Genomic DNA, 18,904 nt, shown 5'->3' with positions numbered 1-18,904 from the left:
AGGTAAAGGTTACATACTACCACTGAACTTTTTTACAAAATCGGAGGTACTCTATGCATCCCTTTCACGTATTCAAGCAATCCTTCCGTTACTTCATACATAAGCCGATGCTTGTCATTAGCTTTATTGCAGTTGCCTTTATACCCACCCTATATAGTGGATTCTTGATTAGAGGGACTTGGAATCCTTATGGACAGCTCAGCAATCTCCCGGTTGCTATCGTTAATATGGATCAGGGAGCAAGCTATGAAGGAAAAAGCTTAAACGTTGGTAAAGACTTTGTTGACGAGTTATCGAATAACAACAGCTTTGCTTGGAGCTTCGTCAACAAGGAAGAAGCCGACCAAGGAATGAAGGGTAATCATTATTATGCTTCTATTACGATCCCGGCTAATTTCTCTCAGGATATTGCTACATTGTCGAGTGATAATCCGAAACAGGCATCTATCCTTTTTGAATCGAATAGCTATTACAATTTCGTGGCTGGACAGATTAGTGAAAATGTATCGAAGGAGCTTAAAGAAAGGCTTTCTCATAATGTTACCGAGGCATACTCGCGCAGTATATTTACACAGTTTGAGTCGTTAAGCAGCGGACTTTCCTTAGCCAGTAAAGGCTCGAATGACTTGAATACAGGTGCCGTTCAGCTCAACGATGGCATAGTAAAGTTCAGCTCCAGTCTCGCTGAGCTTGCGAAGGGTGCGGGCACTCTGGATAGTAGCGTAGGGTTGTTAAAAGATGGAGCGGGTGCATTGCAAACGGGAGTCATTCAATTAAATAACGGGGCTTCTGAGCTGTCGTTGGGAGCCAAGAAGCTTGCTGCTGCTGGAATAGGGTTACAGGAAGGCGCATTGAAGACCGAGCAGGGGTCAACGGCTATTACTGCCGGAATAAAGTCTTCTAAGGCTGCAGCTGATCAACTAACGGCTGGCCTGCAAAGCACGGTGACCGGAAGCGGGCAGCTGAATGATGGACTGGGATCATCGTTGTCATCTATTGATGAGCTGTCTACTGGGAGCGCACAGGTTGCTACAGGGCTACAGAAGGCGATGGATTCCAATGAGAGTCTTGCTTCCGACCCTCAGCTGCAGAAGCTGTTAGCAGCTAGCCAAGAGGTTGCTAAGGGCACCAAGGAACTGCTAAGCGGACAGAAAAAACTTCAAGCTGCGAGTGGGGCTCTTTATTCTGGACAGCAGAAGCTGCTAGCTGGCAGCCAAAAGCTGAGCACAGGACAGGATTCAATGCTTCGAGGGGTAACGGAACTGCAAACAGGTCAAAAACAGATCTATGAAGGATTAAAGGAATATAACTCTAAATTTAATCAAATCACAACGGGCAGCAGCAAGCTAGCCGAAGGTGCGAAACAATTAAATGTAGGAGCAACGAAGCTACATACTGGACTAGGGCAAATGGTAGGGGGAGTAGGTAAGGTCGCTAGTGGGGCTTCGCAGCTGAATGCTGCAACTGCGCCGTTAGGTGAAGGAGCAGGAAAGCTTGTCAATGGTGCGCATGAATTGGCTAGTAAATTAACTGAAGCTGCGGATAAGACTTCAATGATTAAAGCCAATGATAAAATGATCCAAATGCTTGCCCAACCCGTCGCGATGATATCGAGTAACGAGCGGAAGGTGACGATATATGGTAACGGTATAGCGCCGTACTTTATTTCTATGGCTTTATTTGCGGGTGCACTTGTGTTTACGACGATCATATCTGCCCGAAGCAGTATCGTTGACGGGGCATCCGGAATTTCTGTATTTGTTAGCAAAACACTAACCTTCGCTTGCATTAGCTTAGCCCAGTCCCTAATTGCAGTAACAATTCTTGTCTATATACTGGGGCTTAAAGTTCAGAGTGTTCCGCTCTTCTATTTGTATACCGCTTTGGCGGGCTTTACGTTTATGTTCATGGTCCAAGCCATTGTGACGTGGTTGGATTTGCCTGGCCGATTTGTTGTGCTGCTAATAATGATTTTTCAGCTTGCGTCTAGCGCAGGCACATTCCCACTTGAGCTTCTTCCCGGCTGGGCTAAGGCGATGAATCCTTGGCTGCCCATGACCTATACGATCCGTGGATTTAGAGATGTCATATCTAGCGGGAATTATAATGATATGTGGAGCCAGGTTGCCCGATTTGCACCTTATCTGCTCGTCTCTCTCATTCTGACCTTTGTGTATTTCATTAGCAGAGGTAAGGGGAAAGTGGAGGAAGAGCAGCTTATGCCGGTGAAGCTTTAGGTTGGGCTGACTGGATAAGTCAATTAGGAAGAATACCTGAAGTAAGAAGGAAAACACCTGCAGCGATAGCTAAGATGCCACTTATTCGAGCTGAAACAAGGGCTGCTGTGCTCGGTTCAGCATTTTTGAATTGCCAACCGATACCTAGGTACCAGGAAATTCTCGGAAAGAAAACTCCAACAGCTCCTAATATAATAAAAAGGACTGGAAGCAATTTGAACATGAACATGCGTATTCAGCCTCCTATATATAGTATGTGACAAGGCGAGTTACACCTTCGTTAAATTCCAATATAATCCAATTTTATGCTGGTGTACACATTTTTGTTATCCTTTGATATTGATCCATTGATAGTTCAGGTGATAATTCACTATGGTAAATATGGGATTAATAAATTCGCTGCGCCATGAAGATATATAGAGGTTTTGAAACCAGGGCTGAGACAAGGTTAACTACCTGCTCAGTCCTGGTTTTTTGTTGCTGGAAATTAACAAACGACGCTGTCTGTCGAAAGATGAGATTGGAGGGAGATGCTCGAAAGAATCGATTAATGGCGCTGTGATGCAACACGAATGGAGTGAGGTGTACGAAATTTTCGAGTAACAGGCCCGCGAAGGGTCACGAATGGAGTGAGGTGTACGAAATTTTCGAGTAACAGGTCAGCGAAAGGGCACGTATGGAGGGAGATGCTCGAAAAAGTCGAGTAAATGGTCTGTGAGGATGCACGATTGGGGAGAGTTGTACGATATTTTCGAGTAATAGGTCAGCTAAGTGGCACGAATGGAGGGAGATGCTCGAAAAAGTCGAGTAACTGGTCTTGTGTGATGCACGATTGGGGAGAGTTGTACGATATTTTCGAGTAATAGGTCAGCGAAGGGGCGCAAATGGAGGGAGATGCTCGAAAAAGTCGTGTAACGGGTCTGGGAGGAGGCATGATTTGACGGAGGTATACGAATTTTCGAATAACGGGTCTGTGAAGGGGCAAAAATGGAGGGAGATGCTCGAAAAAGTCGAGTAACGGGTCTGTGAGGAGGCTTGATTGGAGTGAGGTATACGAAATTTTCGAATAACGGGTCTACGAAGGGGCACGTATGGAGGAAGATGCTCGAAAAAGTCGAGTAACTGGTCTAGTGGGATGCACGATTGGGGAGAGTTGTACGAAATTTTCGAGTAACAGGTCAGCGAAGGGGCACAAATGGAGGGAGATGCTCGAAAAAGTCGAGTAATGGGTCTGAGAGGAGGCTTGATTGGAGTGAGGTATACGAAATATTCGAGTAACGGGTCTACGAAGGGGCGCAAATGGAGGGAGATGCTCGAAAAAGTCGTGTAACGGGTCTGGGAGGAGGCATGATTTGACGGAGGTATACGAATTTTTCGAATAACGGGTCTGTGAAGGGTCACGAATGGAGTGAGGTGTACGAATTTTTCGAGTAACTGGTCAGCGAAAGGGCACGTATGGAGGGAGATGCTCGAAAAAGTCGTGTAACTGGGTATTGTGTGATGCACGATTGGGGAGAGTTGTACGATTTTCGAGTAATAGGTCAGCGAAGGGGCACAAATGGAGGGAGATGCTCGAAAAAGTCGAGTAACGGGTCTGAGAGGAGGCTTGATTGGAGTGAGGTATACGAAATTATCGAGTAACGGGTCTACGAAGGGGCTCAAATGGAGGGAGATGCTCGAAAAAGTCGAGTAACGGGTCTGAGAGGAGGCTTGATTGGAGTGAGGTATACGAAATTATCGAGTAACGGGTCAGCGACTGGTCATGATTGGAGCTTACGATAGTCCCTCACAGTGTCCCCCATCCTGAAGATGTGTCAATTATGGGTTTTTAGGTATTTTTTAGGAACAAATATGGTCTTACTAGCGTTTAAGTTGTAGAGGAACATTATTGTAACTGGCTGGGAGATGCTGTGAATGAAGAAATATGTTGTGGCATTCATTACTTTGGCTGCGTTGCTGATCTTGTCAGGCTGCAAAGATGAGCCAGTGATGAAGGACGAATTTACCGTATATGATTTACCAGTGATAAAGAAAATCACGGACAACCAGTTCATACATAAGATCGATGACGATAGTATGGCTATTTCCATGCAGTACGGTATTGGTTCACGGTTAGTCGTGGATGCTTCCTATTATCTGAATCATGAGGTCGCACGAGGAGATTTCATTTGTTACACAATAACTGCGAATCAAGAAGGAACTGATCAGGTAAGCCAGCAAGAGTATGCCGTTGCAAGAGTTATTGCTCTTCCTGGAGAAGCTCTACGAATAACAAAGGGGCAAATCTATATCAATGACCGTAAGCTAGACACCTTTTATGGAAATGGAGCCGTGGCGACGGATAGGAAGTTTTTATCCGAGTTTGACATTGATCTAGTTATTCCCCCTAAACAATACTATGTAATGGGAGATGTTTGGTGGCGAAGCTTCAACAATAGTATCAACAATGGGCCGCTTTCACACGATCAGATTATGGGTAAGGTTGTAGGCTGGATGCCCAAGGCTGAACGAACTGATTTAACCACAGTTAATTACAACGAGGAGATCTGGACGGCCTTAAATAGTAAAAAATCCAATAAAGCGAAAATAAACGATATTTTCACTCAAATTAACCACATTGATTGGAAAAGGTACTTAGCTACATATCCAGATAATCCAACTCAGCTGCTTGATTTTATTTTCGCTAATATCAGTCTTGTTGATGGAACTGGGACGGCACAAATAATGAAGGCCACAACGAATTTGGACGGTGCCTTAACAGAATCCTTTTCGGCTATTGTTGGCGAACTGTTCATCACTCACAAGCAACGAACGATCAAATCCTTATCAGGTATAGAAAATAAATATATCTATGCTGTAGCACCCCTCATTGCTTATTACTGCAGCAATCATAATATCAATCAAATAATTGACGAGACTAGGGTGTTATTGGAAAGTGACACTATGGATATTGTTGATAAAAGTACCATAAAACTTCTGCTTCCGGAACTGGAGAAATATGCGACTGAAAATGAAGCTGAGCTTATTGGCGATAAAGAAATGGACCAAGCGATACAAGAAGCGGCGGTATTCCTTAAATTACTCAAAGCCCGGGATGCTGAAGGCTTGCTAAAGCTATTGTCCAATACTAATTCGTATGTCACTCAATTGAAGCAAGCCAAAGAAATCATTAAAGGTTTTGAGAAAAACTTCGATCTGGCTACTTTAGAGGAAAAGATTGATCTAAGTGAGAATGGCACGCGCCCTGAGCATGGGCAATATGTATTTAGAATAACCGACAACGGAAACAATGCTCAACAACTGGAAAAGCACAGGGAAACGCAAATTTTGGTTATTATATACGATTCCAGTGGACACTTAAAAATTGATAATTCCTTTGTTACTTATTTTCCATTTTCGGAGAGCATGGCCCAGGAATACTTAAAGCTTATTAAGGCTAATAAAGCACAGGAGTTAGCTGCTTTCTTGAATTCAGATGATCTTGAAGTTCCGATAGAGGTTGCCGAGAAAACGATCAAGAAATATAAAGAGAGCATGGATTTGGACAGCGCCTCGGTTCATTATGAGAGCTGGTTTACGTATATCATTAAAGACAGCAAGAAGGTAAAGCATCAAATAAACATTATCTTCGGAGACGGGCTTATGGGAATAAGGGATGAGTATGTTCCGGATTTTCCCCAATAATATTTTACTAATGAGCATCCCTTAAACCTCTGGAATGCTTTTTTACGATAAAATCCGCACTTGCGGATGGGCATATGCATATTCTATCGAGGTAAAGTGACGGATAGATTTCAAATACAGAAGGGCAGGAAATAGGTTTGACTTCCTATATGGATTACACAGCATCAACGACGCAGTTCACCTATGATTTGAACAATAACACCCTTTTCAAGAAGAACGCACAGAATTATATCAATGTGTTGTCCATCAAGCAGCTCAATACTTTAGAAAATACATCGTTGTTAGATATTTTCCTCAGCACAGGGAACGTCATAGAACCTCATTATCATCAGAATGCCGCTGAACTAGTCTATTGTATTTCAGGAGCTGCAGTTATTTCCGTCATTAATCCGTTTACGAATGTCCTGCTACATTTCCCCCTAAAGCCAGGTCAAGTAGCCAATGTACCGCAAGGTTGGTGGCATTATATCGTAGCAACGGTTGATAACACACATTTTCTGTCCATCTTCGATGCGCCAATACCAGAGGTTATTTTAGGCTCCGACATTTTGAGATTAACACCTGCCAATATTTTGGCGCACACTTATTGTCTAGACGAAGCGAAGGTCAAGGATACTCTGTCTCCCATCAAAAGCACTGTTTTCATAGGTCCGCCTACCGACTGTAATAAAACCCAGGTTCAAGGAACAATGACGGTAGTGCCACAGCAGCAGCCACAGCAACCTCAACAAATGTATGCCCGGCAGCTATATCACAATCAAGCCTACTATCAACAAGCCAATGGGGAGTACCCTTATGGTTACTATCCTCAGCCATATCCCAATCCTCAATATTGAATGAGCTCCAAAGGAAACTTCTGTTGACAACAGCTAAATCAGCATGCAATAATCGACCTGTTGCTTAATTAAAATTCATATTTCTTTCGTATAACCTCACGAATTAAGGGTGGGGGTCTCTACGGGAAGCCTTAACTTCCTTACTACGAATATAGAATCATGTGTTGATGATTCTATATTTCTAGTAGGATTTTTTTGGTTTTACATTCGGAATCATTAGAAAAAGTGGGGGTCATCGTAGGAATGAAATACAGATTAGCCGTTCTAGTGGGAGCAATATGCTATGGCATTTTATCTACCATCGTTGTAAAAGCATATGATCAAGGATATTCGTTGGGCGAAGTCGTAGGTAGTCAGCTGTTCACTGGATTTCTAATGTCATGGGCACTTGTGTATGTCATTCAATGGCGTGAGCGGCGTAAGAAGCAATCTCACATCTCGAACCCAGACTCAGTAAAGACGCCAACGGTAAAAGTAACTTGGAAAATGAGGCTGATCCTGATGGCAGCCGGCACCCCACAAGCGATTACGGGGTTACTATACTACGAATCGTTGCGCTATATTCCTAATTCTCTAGCCATTTTACTTCTATTTCAATTTACTTGGATGGGCGTACTTATTCATGCAATTGGACAACGGAAGCGGCCAGATGGAATTATGTTACTGACGTTAGTCATTCTGTTCGGAGGTACATTGCTAGCAGCGGGTGTTGTTCAGCAAGGAGTCGATAATTTTAACTGGACTGGCGTCATGTTAGGTTTGCTGGCAGCTGTGAGCTATTCGTTATTCATTGTGTTTAGTGGAAAGGCTGTCCCTTCGGTTCACCCGGCTTATCGCAGCGGTTGGATGATTACTGGGGGAATGCTTCTTGTGTTCATTTTGTTCCCACCTCACTTTTTAGTGAATGGACTCCTATTGGAAAATTTATTGATTTTCGGTATTCTGCTTGGCTTCTTTGGCGCATTCCTTCCTCCGGTGTTGTTTGCGATAGGGGTTCCACATATAGGGGAAGGTATGACGAGCATTCTAGGGGCTTCCGAGCTTCCTGTGGCAGTTATGCTATCAGCAATCGTACTTCACGAGGATGTAAGCCTGCTTCAGTGGGTGGGAGTTGTCTTGGTGCTTCTTGGCGTGGCTTTGCCCGAAGTATTTAAGATGATGCGGCGGAGGCCTGTCCAAGCTTGAGGTGTGATAATGCTATGATGCCGACGTGCAATCGGTTGATATAGTGTGCAGGTCAGGGATCTATTAGATTTGTGTGTGAGCCGTTGAGAGCGGACTAAATGGTGGAAAACCGGAGGTCGGAGAACTGTAAGCCGCTGTGGACGGATTAAATGGTGGAAAACCGGGTTTTGGTGTGCTGCAAGCCGCTGTGGACGTACTAAATGGTGGGAAACCGGGTTTCGGAGAGCTGCAAGCAGCTGTGGACGGACTAAATGCCGGGAAACCAGGTTTCGGAGAGCTGTAAGCCGCTGTGAACGGACTAAATGCCGGGAAAGCGGGTTTCGGAGAGCTGTAAGCCGCTGTTAACGGACTAAATGGTGGAAAACCGGAGGTCGGAAAGCTGTAAGCCGCTGTGGACGGACTAAATGGTGGAAAACCGGGTTTTGGTGTGCTGCAAGCCGCTGTGAACGGACTAAATGCCTGGAAAGCGGGTTTCGGTGTACTGCAAGCCGCTGTGAACGGACTAATTGGTGGAAAACGGGTTTAGGTGTGTTGTAAGCCGCTGAGAGCGTACTAAATGGTGGAAAACCGGGTTTTGGTGTGCTGCAAGCCGCTGAGAGCGTACTAAATGCCGGGAAACCAGGTTTCGCTTAGCAGTAAGCTGCAGAATTTATAAGATTTGTGTTGCTTTCATTATGGGATATGATTATAATAGCCCCAAGCAGGTAGAATAAAATATGTAATTCGTTGAAGAGAAAGAGTACGTTATTTGGCTGATTCACAGAGAGTTGGGGTAGGTGAAAACCAACATTCAGGCGGTAACCGAAAGCCATCTCCGAGAAGCAGGCTGAAATTTGAGTAGGTTCTGCCGCATTTCCAGCGTTAGCGGGAACACGTATTGTTGGATACGTTGCAGAGTGTCGCTCCAGTTGGGGCGGAACTAGGGTGGTAACACGGGTAAATATAACTCGTCCCTTATGGGATGGGTTTTTTTGTGTTTAAAAAGGGAGGAAGAAAAATGGGTTCGTTTTCTATGGGAGAGCTTTTATCGCCACAAGTACGTGAAATGCCACCATCTGGCATACGTAAGTTTTTCGACTATACATCGGGAATGAAAGGCGTGATTTCGCTTGGTGTAGGTGAACCGGATTTTGTCACGCCACAAGTAGTAAGAGATGCGTGCATAGCCGCTTTGGATAAGGGCAGGACCTCTTACACACCTAACTCAGGCTTGCTCGAGCTTAGAGAAGGTATTGCGGAATACTTGTCTACTAGCTTTAATGTGACTTATGAGCCCTCTAACGAGGTGCTGGTGACTGTTGGCAGCAGTGAAGCTCTCGACCTTGCGCTACGTGCATTAATTACAGATGGTGATGAGATACTGATTCCGGAGCCGTGTTACATTTCCTATTCACCTATAGCTTTTCTGGGCGGGGGGAAGCCTGTTCCTGTACACACATTCGCGGAAGATCAGTTCAAATTAACGGCAGATGCGATATTGGCAAAGCTAACGCCACGTTCTAAGATTCTTGTTCTTTGCTATCCAAACAATCCTACGGGAGCCATTATGACATATGAGGATTGGCTTCCGATTGCTAAAATTGTAGAAGAGCATAACCTTGTAGTTATATCAGATGAGATTTATGCTGAGCTTACTTATTCAGGTGAGAAACATGTAAGCTTTGCCGCGATGCCGGGAATGAAGGAAAGAACGCTTTTAGTGAGCGGGTTTTCCAAAGCTTTTGCTATGACGGGCTGGAGGGTAGGTTATGTGTGTGGACATAGAGAGCTCATCTCGGCCATGCTGAAAATCCATCAATATACGGTCATGTGTGCCCCCATTATTGGTCAGGTCGCTGCTCTTGCTTCGCTTCAGGTAGGGATGGATGAGAAGGACCACATGATTAAATCCTACAACCAACGCAGACGCGCTTTTGTTCAAGGCTTAAGGCAGATTGGGCTGCCTTGTCATGAGCCACTAGGAGCCTTCTATGCTTTTCCTTCGATTGCTCATACTGGAATAAGCTCAGAGCAATTCGCCCAGAGCCTGCTACAAGAAGCGAATGTAGTTACGGTTCCTGGACATGCTTTTGGCTCAGGTGGAGAAGGATTTATTCGTTGCTCTTATGCCTCCTCGCAAGTACAATTGGATGAAGCTTTGGATCGGATTCAGGGGTTTCTAAATCGTCTCGCTGTTACACTCTGAGCTAGAAAGATTCAGCATCATTCGTTATACTAACAAGAGTAAGGGGATTATAGGTATGCCAACCTAAATCACAAATGGAGAAGGATGAGTGGCTTGAATGGAGGCGACTATTATTAACGGGATTAAATATTACCCACCGCAGGGTGACTATACTGCTTTTACTGATGAGGATGACTACGCGGAAAAAGGAAGAAGCTGGGGGCTGTTCGGTAAAGCGCCTAAGCAGCAATTTTGGTATAAAAATGCGACTTCTCAGAGCCAAGTAACTCTTAAAGGGTACGAGGAATATAAAAATCTGTGTGTCCTGGTGGTTGAATTTGAGGATGGGAATTTAACGTGCATACATCCTTCCTACTTGAAGGAAATGCAGAGCGGCAGCTTCGGTAAAGTCCAACTGGTTGAGGATGAGTTAGAGGCTGTTGGTTCACAGGCTGGGGAATTGGAAGAAGCGAACCCAGATGCGCCCGTTAAAGCAAAGGCTGCGTCCAAATCAGCTCCGAAAAAACAAAAAGAGAAAAAAGAAAAACTCGAATTACCACTAGAAAAAGTCAAATTTACGGCCAAGGTAAAAGAGTTTGCTACAAAGCCTAATCCATTCTCCGATAACGATGATGAGGTCATTTTACTTGAGGATGTTGTTGTATTGACTGAGGTTCCGCTTGTGCTAGGCGATGCTTGGTGCGGATACAGTAACACACTCAAGGCACTTGGACTGGAAGAGGGCAATTCCTTAGCATTCGAAGGAAAAGTTGTAGACAAGAAGTTTAATAAAGAAATCATCTACAAAGTAAACAATCCTTCCAAAATTACAAAAGTGTAACTAGCCCGCTCACCGTCTGCAGTATGAACAAGCGGTAAATTAGCGAAACCCCAATCAACCTGCAAAAGCTGCAGCTGATTGGGGTTATTTTGGATGTAGGTATGCCATAGTCTCAAAACACTACAATGAGCCAAGGGAAAGCCACGGAGTTCCCACCAAAGTCGCAAAACGCTACAATGAGCCAAGAGAAAGCCGTGGAGTCCCCACCAAAGTCGCAAAACGCTACAATGAGCCAAGGGAAAGCCTCAGAATCCCCACCAAAGTCGCAAAACACTACAATGAGCGAAGGAAAAGCCGCGGAATCCCCACCAAAGTCGCAAAACACTACAATGAGCGAAGGAAAAGCCGCGGAATCCCCACCAAAGTCGCAAATCGCTACAATGAGCCAAGAGAAAGCCGTGGAGTCCCCATCAAAGTCGCAAAACGCTACAATGAGCCAAGGAAAAGCCGCGGAATCCCCACCAAAGTCGCAAAACGCTACAATGAGCCAAGGAAAAGCCGCGGAATCCCCACCAAAGTCGCAAAACGCTACAATGAGCCAAGGAAAAGCCGCGGAATCCCCACCAAAGTCGCAAAACGCTACAATGAGCGAAGGGAAAGCGACGAAGTTCCCACCAAAGTCGCAAACCGCAGCAATAGGCAAGCCTTAATTATCTCATCTCCTCCCATAGTCGCTCTCTCTGAGACTAATTCCAGCCAGCGGCGCAGATTTGAAAGTAGTTAAGAGGCATCACTGACTAATTCTGGCCATGGATGAGCCTTGACGTTTACAGTCACATGATACATTATTATATTAAATGATAGAAAAAACTATCAAATAAATGAAATTAAATTCATTACCTAATCCGGAGGGATAAAATGAAAGCAAGATTAAATTCACATAAGGATACTAAACGTCTTGCTATTCTTGATGCAGCAACGGAGCTGTTGGCACTGAAACCAACCGCAACGATGCAGGAGATAGCGGATGCTGCACATATTGGAATCGCAACCTTACACAGATACTTCGATAGCAGGGATACTATGATGCTTGAGCTTGCATTTAGAGCTATTCATTTAGTTGAGGAAGCGTTGGAGGGACTTGAAGTTGATGAAGTTGAAGTGGAGAAATCACTAACAGCTATCTTAGAAGCTTTAATCCCTCTAGGTAATAAAATGTATTTCTTATGGACCGATGCCTCTCTGTATGGTCATCCGGAGGTGACAGCTGCCGAAACAAAGATACAAGCGCCAATCTTGGGTGCAATCATAGCTTGGCAAAGCAAAGGGAAGCTCCGGTCAGATATGAATAGTGAATGGGTCATCAATGTCATCTATTCTCTTCTGTTTACGACTTGGCAGAGTGTTCATGCTGGAAATATGGCTAAAAATGATGCAGCACAAATATTAGTAAAGACATTACTCTATGGATTTGCTACTCACAAGTGAAAAAAATCGGGGGAAGTAACAGTGGTTAAATGGTATGATGACAAGCTCTTGAATAAAGGGAGGCAGCCTGAGCTAGATATTGCTAAAGGGCTAGCAGTCCTCTTTATGATAGCTGTACACGTGCTGGAAGCTTTCTCTACGGCTTCTGTTATGGAATCGAACATAGGTTGGCTTGTAGAGTTTCTAGGTGGTCCGCCGGCAGCTCCGGTCTTCATGTTCTTATTAGGAATTGGCATCATCTATTCTAAGAAAAGCACAGCAAGAAATTTATTAAATAGAGGACTGATTCTGCTTTTAGGCGGTTATTTGTTGAATTTTATCCGAGGAACACTGCCCAACCTCATTTTGTACTGGAAAAATGGACAGTACTCTTTTTATGAAAAAGCGCTAGATGAGCTCATAGCCGTAGATATCCTACAATTTGCAGGGTTAGCTTTCCTGTTCTTTGCATTAGTTAGGGTTTTGAAATTAAAGAAGATTACAATAATTTTGTTAACTGCAGCTTTTGGAGTAATCAACTTATTTGCTCTAACGATAGAAACTAATCATTTCATCTTTTCTGCCTTTACTGGATTGATATGGGGATCAAGTGAAATATCATTTTTCCCTTTTCTATCCTGGATCGTTTATCCGGCTGCGGGTTACCTTTTTGGCTGGTATTTAATGAGATGCTCCGACAAAAGAAAATTTTATTTTTATCTTTTTTTAGCATCCATAACGCTATTCATCATAGCTACAATCATTATCGTTTTTATTTTTAAATATGATCTTGGTTTATCAGATCAGACCCGCTATTATCACCATAACTTAATAGGCAATATCGAGTTTACGGCGTTTGTGGTCAGTTGGATTAGCTTACTATTCTTTCTAACGTCAGTAATTCCGAAGACTGTATCTAACACGATTAAAAGATGGAGTAATAATCTTACTGAGATTTACTTCATACAATGGATTCTTATTGGCTGGATAGTTATGTTTACTGGGCATAACACATTGAATGTAAGCTATTATTTCTTACTATTTGTAGGCATTACTATTGCCAGCGATTTACTAGCATATACTTACAAAAATCGCCGTATTAAGATCAAATAATAAGAAACAAGAGGGATGCCCCACTAGATCATAAAGATCTAATGAGGCATCCCTTTTGTAATCAACTACTATTTTATACTACGCCTTGAGCTAACATAGCGTCAGCTACGCGGATAAAGCCTGCAATATTAGCACCAACTACCAAGTTGCCGGAATGTCCGTATACTTCAGCAGCTCTTACGCTGTTTTGATAAATATTTTTCATAATGCCATGCAATTTAGCATCAACCTCTTCGAAAGTCCAAGAAAGTCTCATGCTGTTTTGTGACATTTCTAATGCGGATACTGCAACTCCACCAGCGTTTGCTGCTTTTGCTGGTCCGAAGAGAACGTTGTTGCCAAGGAATACTTCGATAGCTTCCAAAGTAGAAGGCATGTTAGCTCCTTCACCGATTGCTTTAACTCCGTTAGCAACTAGTGTTTTAGCAGCTTCTTCGTCAATTTCGTTCTGTGTAGCGCACGGAAGAGCGATATCACATGGGATAGACCAAATGCCTTCGCAGCCTTCAGTGTATACAGCATGAGGATGCTCATCAACATATTCGCTAATACGTTTGCGTTCAACTTCTTTGAGACGTTTTACCGTTTGCAGATTGATACCCTTTGGATCATAGATGTATCCATTGGAGTCGCTACAAGCAACGACTTTAGCACCAAGCTGGTTCGCTTTATCGATAGCATAGATGGATACGTTACCCGATCCGGAGATAACAACAGTGCTGTCTTGGAAGCTTAAGCCTTTGGATTCAAGCATTTCGTTTACAAAGTATACGCAGCCGTATCCAGTTGCTTCAGTCCGAGTAAGACTTCCTCCGTAGATGATGCCTTTACCCGTAAGAACGCCACCTTCATGGCCGCCTCTAATACGTTTGTATTGACCAAACATATAACCGATTTCTCTTCCGCCTACACCAATGTCTCCAGCAGGAACATCTGTGTCTGGTCCAATATATTTGTACAGCTCGGTCATGAAGCTTTGTGTAAATTTCATAACTTCATTGTCGGACTTGCCCTTAGGATCGAAATCGGATCCACCTTTACCGCCGCCAATAGGTTGACCAGTCAAAGAGTTTTTGAAAATTTGTTCAAAGCCGAGGAATTTAATGATACTTGCGTTAACGGAAGGGTGGAAGCGAAGACCGCCTTTGTAAGGACCAATTGCGCTGTTGAATTGTACGCGGAAACCACGGTTTACTTGAGTTTTGCCATTGTCATCAACCCAAGGCACTCGGAATGAAACAACACGTTCAGGCTCTACAATGCGCTCAAGAATTCCATTCTTCATGTATTTAGGATGCTTAGCAAATACAGGTGTGAGGGAGTCGAGGATTTCTTTAACGGCTTGGTGAAACTCGCTCTCGTGAGGATTGCGTTTAATTACAGCTTCATAGACGGATTGTACGTATTGCTGTGCAGTTGTTAATTGTTCAGTCGTTATCGTTGTCACTATCTAATAACACTCCTTCAGATATATTGTATTTTTTGTATTAAAGCATGTATTTTTCTACTTAATGATTGTAGATTATACACTATCCTTTAGTAAATAAAAATATTTTCATAGAGGACTACTATATTTCAAAAAAGTGAACGAATGTTGTCCAGAAAGGGTTATTTTCTAGTTCAGGCATGAAGATTGTGGTTGCTAAGTAAAAATAATTCAATTACATTTATACATAGATAATCTATGTATCGAAGTTCTTTATAAGGGTAAAAGTAGGAAAAGAAAGGGAAATCGATATGAAGATAAGCAAGGAGCTCTTAAAGGGAAGTACAGTTGTGCTTATCTTAACGATGCTGGAGCGACAGGATCGGTACGGCTATGAAATGATTAAAGATATGGAGCACCAATCTGGCGGTGTATTTGTTCTTAAGGAAGGGACTTTATATCCGATTCTACATACACTTGAAGCTGAAGAGTGGGTGCAATCCTACTGGCAAATACATGAAGGTCGCAAGCGCAAATATTATCGGATAACGAATGCTGGCAAATCCAAGCTACAGGAAAGAAAACGGGAATGGAGCTTGTTTCGTACAGCCGTTGATCGTGTCATTGGGGAGGGTGGCTCATGAAAAGTGTGAAGGAGCAAGCCCTCGTTCATCGGTTTCTTGACACCGTTTGCCGACAGATTAGAGCCAGAGAGCTTCATATGGAAATTAAAGAGGAGCTTACAGCACATTTAGAAGAGCAGGTGGACAATCATATTGCTAATGGCGTCCCAGAGAAAGAAGCGCTGGAGCTCGCGATTGCCAATATGGGGGAGCCGAAGCGGATTGGTAAAGGCTTAAATAAGGCACATCGTCCACGCACCGATTGGGTTATGCTCTTGTTAATTGTTCTCCTGTCTGCTGGTGGCATCCTTGCTATGTATAGCATAAATTCGTCAGAATCGAATCCCATGAATGCTGCTAACCTTTTTGAACAAAAAATAGCTCTCACAGTTATCGGGTTCGTTGTTATGGGGCTGCTATGGGCTTTGGATTATCGGAAAATAAAGAAGTATTCGGAAATATTGTTTGCCCTCGGGATCGGGTTTCTCATGTTTGGTCCAAGTGAAAGTAATACGATGAACGGAACCTCTGCTTGGATCCCCATGGGGCCACTAACGCTTCACATTCCTACGGTGGCTATACTGCTATTGATGATTGGAATGGCAGGAATTAAACCTTCGAGGACCTGGTCATGGCAAGTCAGTCTCTTTCAGCATATCTACAGAGGTCTTTTACCCCTCATATTACTTGCGAAAATGAATACTTTAATCTTCGGTGCCGTTTATTTAGCCATATTCATCATTCAGATGTGGATGATTAGACGGAGCCTGCTGCAGCTTACGATCTTAGGGACTGGAAGCTTGGTGCTCATAGGTATATTTGCCGCTAGAGCTAAAGAGAGGATGATGGGTTTTCTGTGGCCGTGGAACGATCCGCATGGTGCTGGATATATGCTGCTCCGTGCAAGGGATGCAATGCAAGCAGGAGGCTGGTGGGGGCAAGGGCTAGGGGCAACGAATAGGACTCTTCCGTTCATCTATAACGAAGGTATGTTTCCCTATTTCATATATTGCTTTGGATGGATAGCTGGGATAGCTGTTCTCATCATCATATTTAGCTTTATTTGGAAGGCCATGGTAACAACCTCTGGTTTAAAAGAGGACTACGGCAAACGCCTTTCAGCAGCGATTGGTACTCTGTTCGCTATCCAATTCATTTGGTCGGTCATGATGATATTCGGATACGCTCCTTTTGTTGGATTAACATTGCCTTTCTTAAGCTACGGTGGTACAAGTGTTGTGTTCCCTTATGCATTAATCGGTATACTGCTTGGCATCTATCGCCGACGTGATATGATTCCAACTGGCTGGTCGACAAAGCCTATATAACAAAATGAGTAAGCAGCAAAAGACCGGATACCTGTGAGTGGGTGCCGGTCTTTTTAACGAACTGTATCGTGTTTATTACCGATAAAATGGCTTCTTATTTGGTCTAAACTCCAGTGGAGCTATAGTGTGGTTTGCAGGAGGAATGGAGCTGATTTGCTCGATTTAACGTGTCCGGAGTTCGTTACAAAATAAAACTATTATATTTTGCGCATATAAGAGTTGCTGAGTTCGTTAGCCGTATGTTGGATAGTGCTGTTTCCCGCCGACCACAATTAAATGCTGGAGATAGACTACCTAGTATGCTTGTGAGATTCACGGCAACCTAGACTTAAGTCTAGTAAAAACTAGACATAAGCTCGACAGTTTCCCCGACGAGGATCAATTGGGATTGAACCCCATCTTCGGTTACAATGGAAAAGACTCAAAGGAGATTTCGTTGTCACCAAATCAGTGAGCAAATACTCAGCATCAAGGAGCATTAGAATGGAATGGATTAATCATATTTTTGAGCAATATGGGTATTTGGTGTTGTTTCTCGGTTTGTTTACGGAATCACTAGCACTCCCTTTTCCTGGGGAGCTCGCGATGGCTTTTTCAGGGCACTGGGCAGCCATTGGTCATTTTAATCTAATAATCGTTATTGCTTGTGCGTTTCTTGGTGCTACGGTAGGTACGACGATTACTTATTATTTGGGAAAGAAGCTGGGAATGCCCTTCTTTACGAAATACGGAAAGTACATTTTATTAAATGCTAAACGACTAGAAAAGCTAATGATGTGGTTTGAAAAGTACGGAAGCAAGCTGTTATTGATCAGCTATTTCATCCCGGGATTTCGTCATTTTACAGGCTATTTCGCAGGGATGTCAGGCATCCGTTTACGTTCATTTTTATTTTTTAATCATTTAGGAGCCTTATTGTGGGTGCTGACTTATGTGATGATTGGCCGCGTCTTCAGCGATCAGTTTGAAAAATTAATAAATATGATTTCTAAATATTCGATGAGATTCGTATTGTGTATTGTAGTGGTGGTATTGCTCGTCTATTTAATCAAAAAATACACAACAATCTTTTTAGCCAAAAGAATGCCCCGAGAAAAAATATCTAGCTCTGAAAAATAAATAACAGAAAAAGACTTTAATTAAGCAAAAGGACAGCCAGCGGGAGAACCCTCTCTCAGGCTGTCCTTTTCTTGTGTCGTTTTTCTTGGATGGAAAACCATATTTAGGGAAACACTTCGCGTATATCCTTTCCGAGTTGAGGAAGAGAGGGAGATTCTAATATGGCCAAAGAAGATTCACAGAAGCCCCAGGATGAATCGCGAAGAAGGTTTCTCAAGTATTCGGGAACAGCGATTGGCGGCGTTGTCGTTGGTGGAGTCATTGGCGGAATAATCGGCTCTAGCAAGAAAAAGACGCTGACAGAGGAACAACCGACAAAGCCGGAGACGCCTATCGCTAAGCCAGAAAAAGACTATAACCAAGCTTTAATGTTCTTCTCGCAGGACCATTTCCTAATTACAGAAGCAGCTACCGAGCGGATTTTTCCTAAGGATGATCTGGGCCCGGGCGCCAAGCAGTTAGGTGTTGCGTTCTTTATTGATCATCAGATGGCCAGTGCCTATGGCATTAATGGGCGCGATTATATGATGCCACCCTTCTATAAGGCCGAGACGTCGCAAGGCTATCAGCTTAGCTTTAAGCGAAGAGAGCTTCTAACGCTTGGTCTTGAAGCACTGGACGAATACAGCGCAGATAAGAACAAGAAGGCTTTTGTTGACTTAACACCTGAGGAACAGGACTTGGTGCTGACTGCCTTCGAGAGTGACGAAGTGAAGCTGAAGGGTGTGCCGGCCTCTACATTTTTCGTTATGCTCCAGAACCTGACGCTTGAAGGTGTCTATTCTGACCCACTCTACGGGGGCAATCGCAATATGGACGGATGGAGAATGCGTAATTACCCTGGCAACCAGATGAGCTTCCTAGATGTTATTGAGAAGGATGAGTTTATTAAAATGGAGCCGCTCAGCTTGCACGATCATCTTGAGCTTGGCTAAGGAGGA

Annotated in this window: 17 protein-coding genes, 1 riboswitch and 1 other annotated feature; of the genes, 15 read left to right on the top strand and 2 right to left on the bottom strand. The window is 43.6% G+C overall.

Annotation, left to right across the window (positions count from 1 at the left end; all coding sequences use genetic code 11):
• Positions 1-53: 53 nt before the first annotated feature.
• A complete protein-coding gene (locus tag KCTCHS21_RS17580; protein WP_130611117.1) occupies positions 54-2,237 on the top strand; it encodes a YhgE/Pip family protein in 2,184 nt (727 codons plus the stop codon).
• Between the two features lie 19 nt (positions 2,238-2,256).
• Here KCTCHS21_RS17580 and KCTCHS21_RS17575 read toward each other — a convergent pair whose 3' ends face one another.
• A complete protein-coding gene (locus KCTCHS21_RS17575) occupies positions 2,257-2,466 on the bottom strand; it encodes a DUF6199 family natural product biosynthesis protein (RefSeq protein ID WP_232057868.1) in 210 nt (69 codons plus the stop codon).
• Between the two features lie 1,685 nt (positions 2,467-4,151).
• On the opposite strand from KCTCHS21_RS17575, the gene lepB reads away from it, so the two are divergent.
• The 10 genes from lepB to KCTCHS21_RS17535 all read left to right on the top strand — a co-directional run bounded on the left by lepB (position 4,152) and on the right by KCTCHS21_RS17535 (position 13,467).
• Positions 4,152-5,921 (top strand): signal peptidase I, encoded by a 1,770-nt coding sequence (gene lepB / locus KCTCHS21_RS17570; RefSeq protein ID WP_130611114.1) that lies wholly within the window; start codon positions 4,152-4,154, stop codon positions 5,919-5,921.
• A 137-nt stretch (positions 5,922-6,058) separates the two neighbouring features.
• Positions 6,059-6,757 carry a cupin domain-containing protein gene (locus KCTCHS21_RS17565; protein WP_170211431.1) on the top strand — a complete coding sequence of 233 codons (699 nt, stop codon included), beginning with the start codon at positions 6,059-6,061 and terminating at the stop codon, positions 6,755-6,757.
• Between the two features lie 66 nt (positions 6,758-6,823).
• Positions 6,824-6,923: riboswitch (purine riboswitch) on the top strand.
• Between the two features lie 77 nt (positions 6,924-7,000).
• Positions 7,001-7,942: an EamA family transporter gene (locus KCTCHS21_RS17560; RefSeq protein ID WP_130611111.1), complete on the top strand. Its 942-nt coding sequence runs from the start codon at positions 7,001-7,003 to the stop codon at positions 7,940-7,942.
• A gap of 136 nt (positions 7,943-8,078) precedes the next feature.
• Positions 8,079-8,225 (top strand): hypothetical protein, encoded by a 147-nt coding sequence (locus tag KCTCHS21_RS30925; RefSeq protein WP_157994070.1) that lies wholly within the window; start codon positions 8,079-8,081, stop codon positions 8,223-8,225.
• Positions 8,226-8,333: 108 nt separating this feature from the next.
• Positions 8,334-8,468 carry a hypothetical protein gene (locus KCTCHS21_RS31950; RefSeq protein WP_269472716.1) on the top strand — a complete coding sequence of 45 codons (135 nt, stop codon included), beginning with the start codon at positions 8,334-8,336 and terminating at the stop codon, positions 8,466-8,468.
• A 191-nt stretch (positions 8,469-8,659) separates the two neighbouring features.
• Positions 8,660-8,900, top strand: a binding site (T-box leader).
• 39 nt (positions 8,901-8,939) lie between these two features.
• Positions 8,940-10,127 (top strand): aminotransferase class I/II-fold pyridoxal phosphate-dependent enzyme, encoded by a 1,188-nt coding sequence (locus tag KCTCHS21_RS17555; RefSeq protein WP_269472715.1) that lies wholly within the window; start codon positions 8,940-8,942, stop codon positions 10,125-10,127.
• Positions 10,128-10,224: 97 nt separating this feature from the next.
• Complete coding sequence (locus KCTCHS21_RS17550; RefSeq protein WP_130611108.1) at positions 10,225-10,947, top strand: hypothetical protein; 723 nt, start codon at positions 10,225-10,227, stop codon at positions 10,945-10,947.
• A gap of 125 nt (positions 10,948-11,072) precedes the next feature.
• Positions 11,073-11,597: a hypothetical protein gene (locus tag KCTCHS21_RS31180; RefSeq protein WP_162309346.1), complete on the top strand. Its 525-nt coding sequence runs from the start codon at positions 11,073-11,075 to the stop codon at positions 11,595-11,597.
• 208 nt (positions 11,598-11,805) lie between these two features.
• Entirely contained in the window at positions 11,806-12,375 is a 570-nt protein-coding gene (locus tag KCTCHS21_RS17540; protein ID WP_130611102.1) for a TetR/AcrR family transcriptional regulator, read from the top strand.
• Between the two features lie 21 nt (positions 12,376-12,396).
• A complete protein-coding gene (locus KCTCHS21_RS17535; protein ID WP_130611099.1) occupies positions 12,397-13,467 on the top strand; it encodes an acyltransferase family protein in 1,071 nt (356 codons plus the stop codon).
• A 73-nt stretch (positions 13,468-13,540) separates the two neighbouring features.
• Here the strand turns inward: KCTCHS21_RS17535 and gdhA are convergent, their stop codons facing one another.
• Positions 13,541-14,914: an NADP-specific glutamate dehydrogenase gene (gdhA, locus tag KCTCHS21_RS17530; protein WP_408621711.1), complete on the bottom strand. Its 1,374-nt coding sequence runs from the start codon at positions 14,912-14,914 to the stop codon at positions 13,541-13,543.
• Positions 14,915-15,204: 290 nt separating this feature from the next.
• Between gdhA and KCTCHS21_RS17525 the strand changes: the two genes are divergently transcribed.
• The 4 genes from KCTCHS21_RS17525 to KCTCHS21_RS17510 all read left to right on the top strand — a co-directional run bounded on the left by KCTCHS21_RS17525 (position 15,205) and on the right by KCTCHS21_RS17510 (position 18,898).
• Complete coding sequence (locus KCTCHS21_RS17525; RefSeq protein WP_130611093.1) at positions 15,205-15,537, top strand: PadR family transcriptional regulator; 333 nt, start codon at positions 15,205-15,207, stop codon at positions 15,535-15,537.
• The gene (locus KCTCHS21_RS17520; protein ID WP_130611090.1) at positions 15,534-16,844 is read left to right on the top strand and encodes an FtsW/RodA/SpoVE family cell cycle protein; all 1,311 of its coding nucleotides are present in this window, start codon (positions 15,534-15,536) and stop codon (positions 16,842-16,844) included. The genes KCTCHS21_RS17525 and KCTCHS21_RS17520 overlap by 4 nt, the downstream gene beginning before the upstream one ends.
• A gap of 483 nt (positions 16,845-17,327) precedes the next feature.
• Positions 17,328-17,963 (top strand): DedA family protein, encoded by a 636-nt coding sequence (locus KCTCHS21_RS17515; protein WP_130611087.1) that lies wholly within the window; start codon positions 17,328-17,330, stop codon positions 17,961-17,963.
• Positions 17,964-18,124: 161 nt separating this feature from the next.
• The gene (locus KCTCHS21_RS17510) at positions 18,125-18,898 is read left to right on the top strand and encodes a gluconate 2-dehydrogenase subunit 3 family protein (protein WP_130611084.1); all 774 of its coding nucleotides are present in this window, start codon (positions 18,125-18,127) and stop codon (positions 18,896-18,898) included.
• Positions 18,899-18,904: the final 6 nt, after the last annotated feature.

Origin of the sequence: Cohnella abietis, from assembly GCF_004295585.1 — a bacterium.
Lineage (GTDB): Bacteria > Bacillota > Bacilli > Paenibacillales > Paenibacillaceae > Cohnella > Cohnella abietis.
This window is presented reverse-complemented; position numbering and strand designations above follow the sequence as displayed.

Bases quoted from the DNA above. Each gene is read 5' to 3' on its own strand.
- KCTCHS21_RS17580 (WP_130611117.1), top strand. From the start codon at position 54: ATGCATCCCTTTCACGTATTCAAGCAATCCTTCCGTTACTTCATACAT.
- lepB (WP_130611114.1), top strand. From the start codon at position 4,152: ATGAAGAAATATGTTGTGGCATTCATTACTTTGGCTGCGTTGCTGATC.
- KCTCHS21_RS17540 (WP_130611102.1), top strand. From the start codon at position 11,806: ATGAAAGCAAGATTAAATTCACATAAGGATACTAAACGTCTTGCTATT.
- KCTCHS21_RS17510 (WP_130611084.1), top strand. From the start codon at position 18,125: ATGGCCAAAGAAGATTCACAGAAGCCCCAGGATGAATCGCGAAGAAGG.
- KCTCHS21_RS17560 (WP_130611111.1), top strand. From the start codon at position 7,001: ATGAAATACAGATTAGCCGTTCTAGTGGGAGCAATATGCTATGGCATT.
- KCTCHS21_RS17520 (WP_130611090.1), top strand. From the start codon at position 15,534: ATGAAAAGTGTGAAGGAGCAAGCCCTCGTTCATCGGTTTCTTGACACC.
- KCTCHS21_RS17525 (WP_130611093.1), top strand. From the start codon at position 15,205: ATGAAGATAAGCAAGGAGCTCTTAAAGGGAAGTACAGTTGTGCTTATC.
- KCTCHS21_RS17550 (WP_130611108.1), top strand. From the start codon at position 10,225: ATGGAGGCGACTATTATTAACGGGATTAAATATTACCCACCGCAGGGT.
- KCTCHS21_RS17555 (WP_269472715.1), top strand. From the start codon at position 8,940: ATGGGTTCGTTTTCTATGGGAGAGCTTTTATCGCCACAAGTACGTGAA.
- KCTCHS21_RS17575 (WP_232057868.1), bottom strand. From the start codon at position 2,466: ATGTTCATGTTCAAATTGCTTCCAGTCCTTTTTATTATATTAGGAGCT.
- KCTCHS21_RS17515 (WP_130611087.1), top strand. From the start codon at position 17,328: ATGGAATGGATTAATCATATTTTTGAGCAATATGGGTATTTGGTGTTG.
- KCTCHS21_RS31180 (WP_162309346.1), top strand. From the start codon at position 11,073: ATGAGCCAAGGGAAAGCCACGGAGTTCCCACCAAAGTCGCAAAACGCT.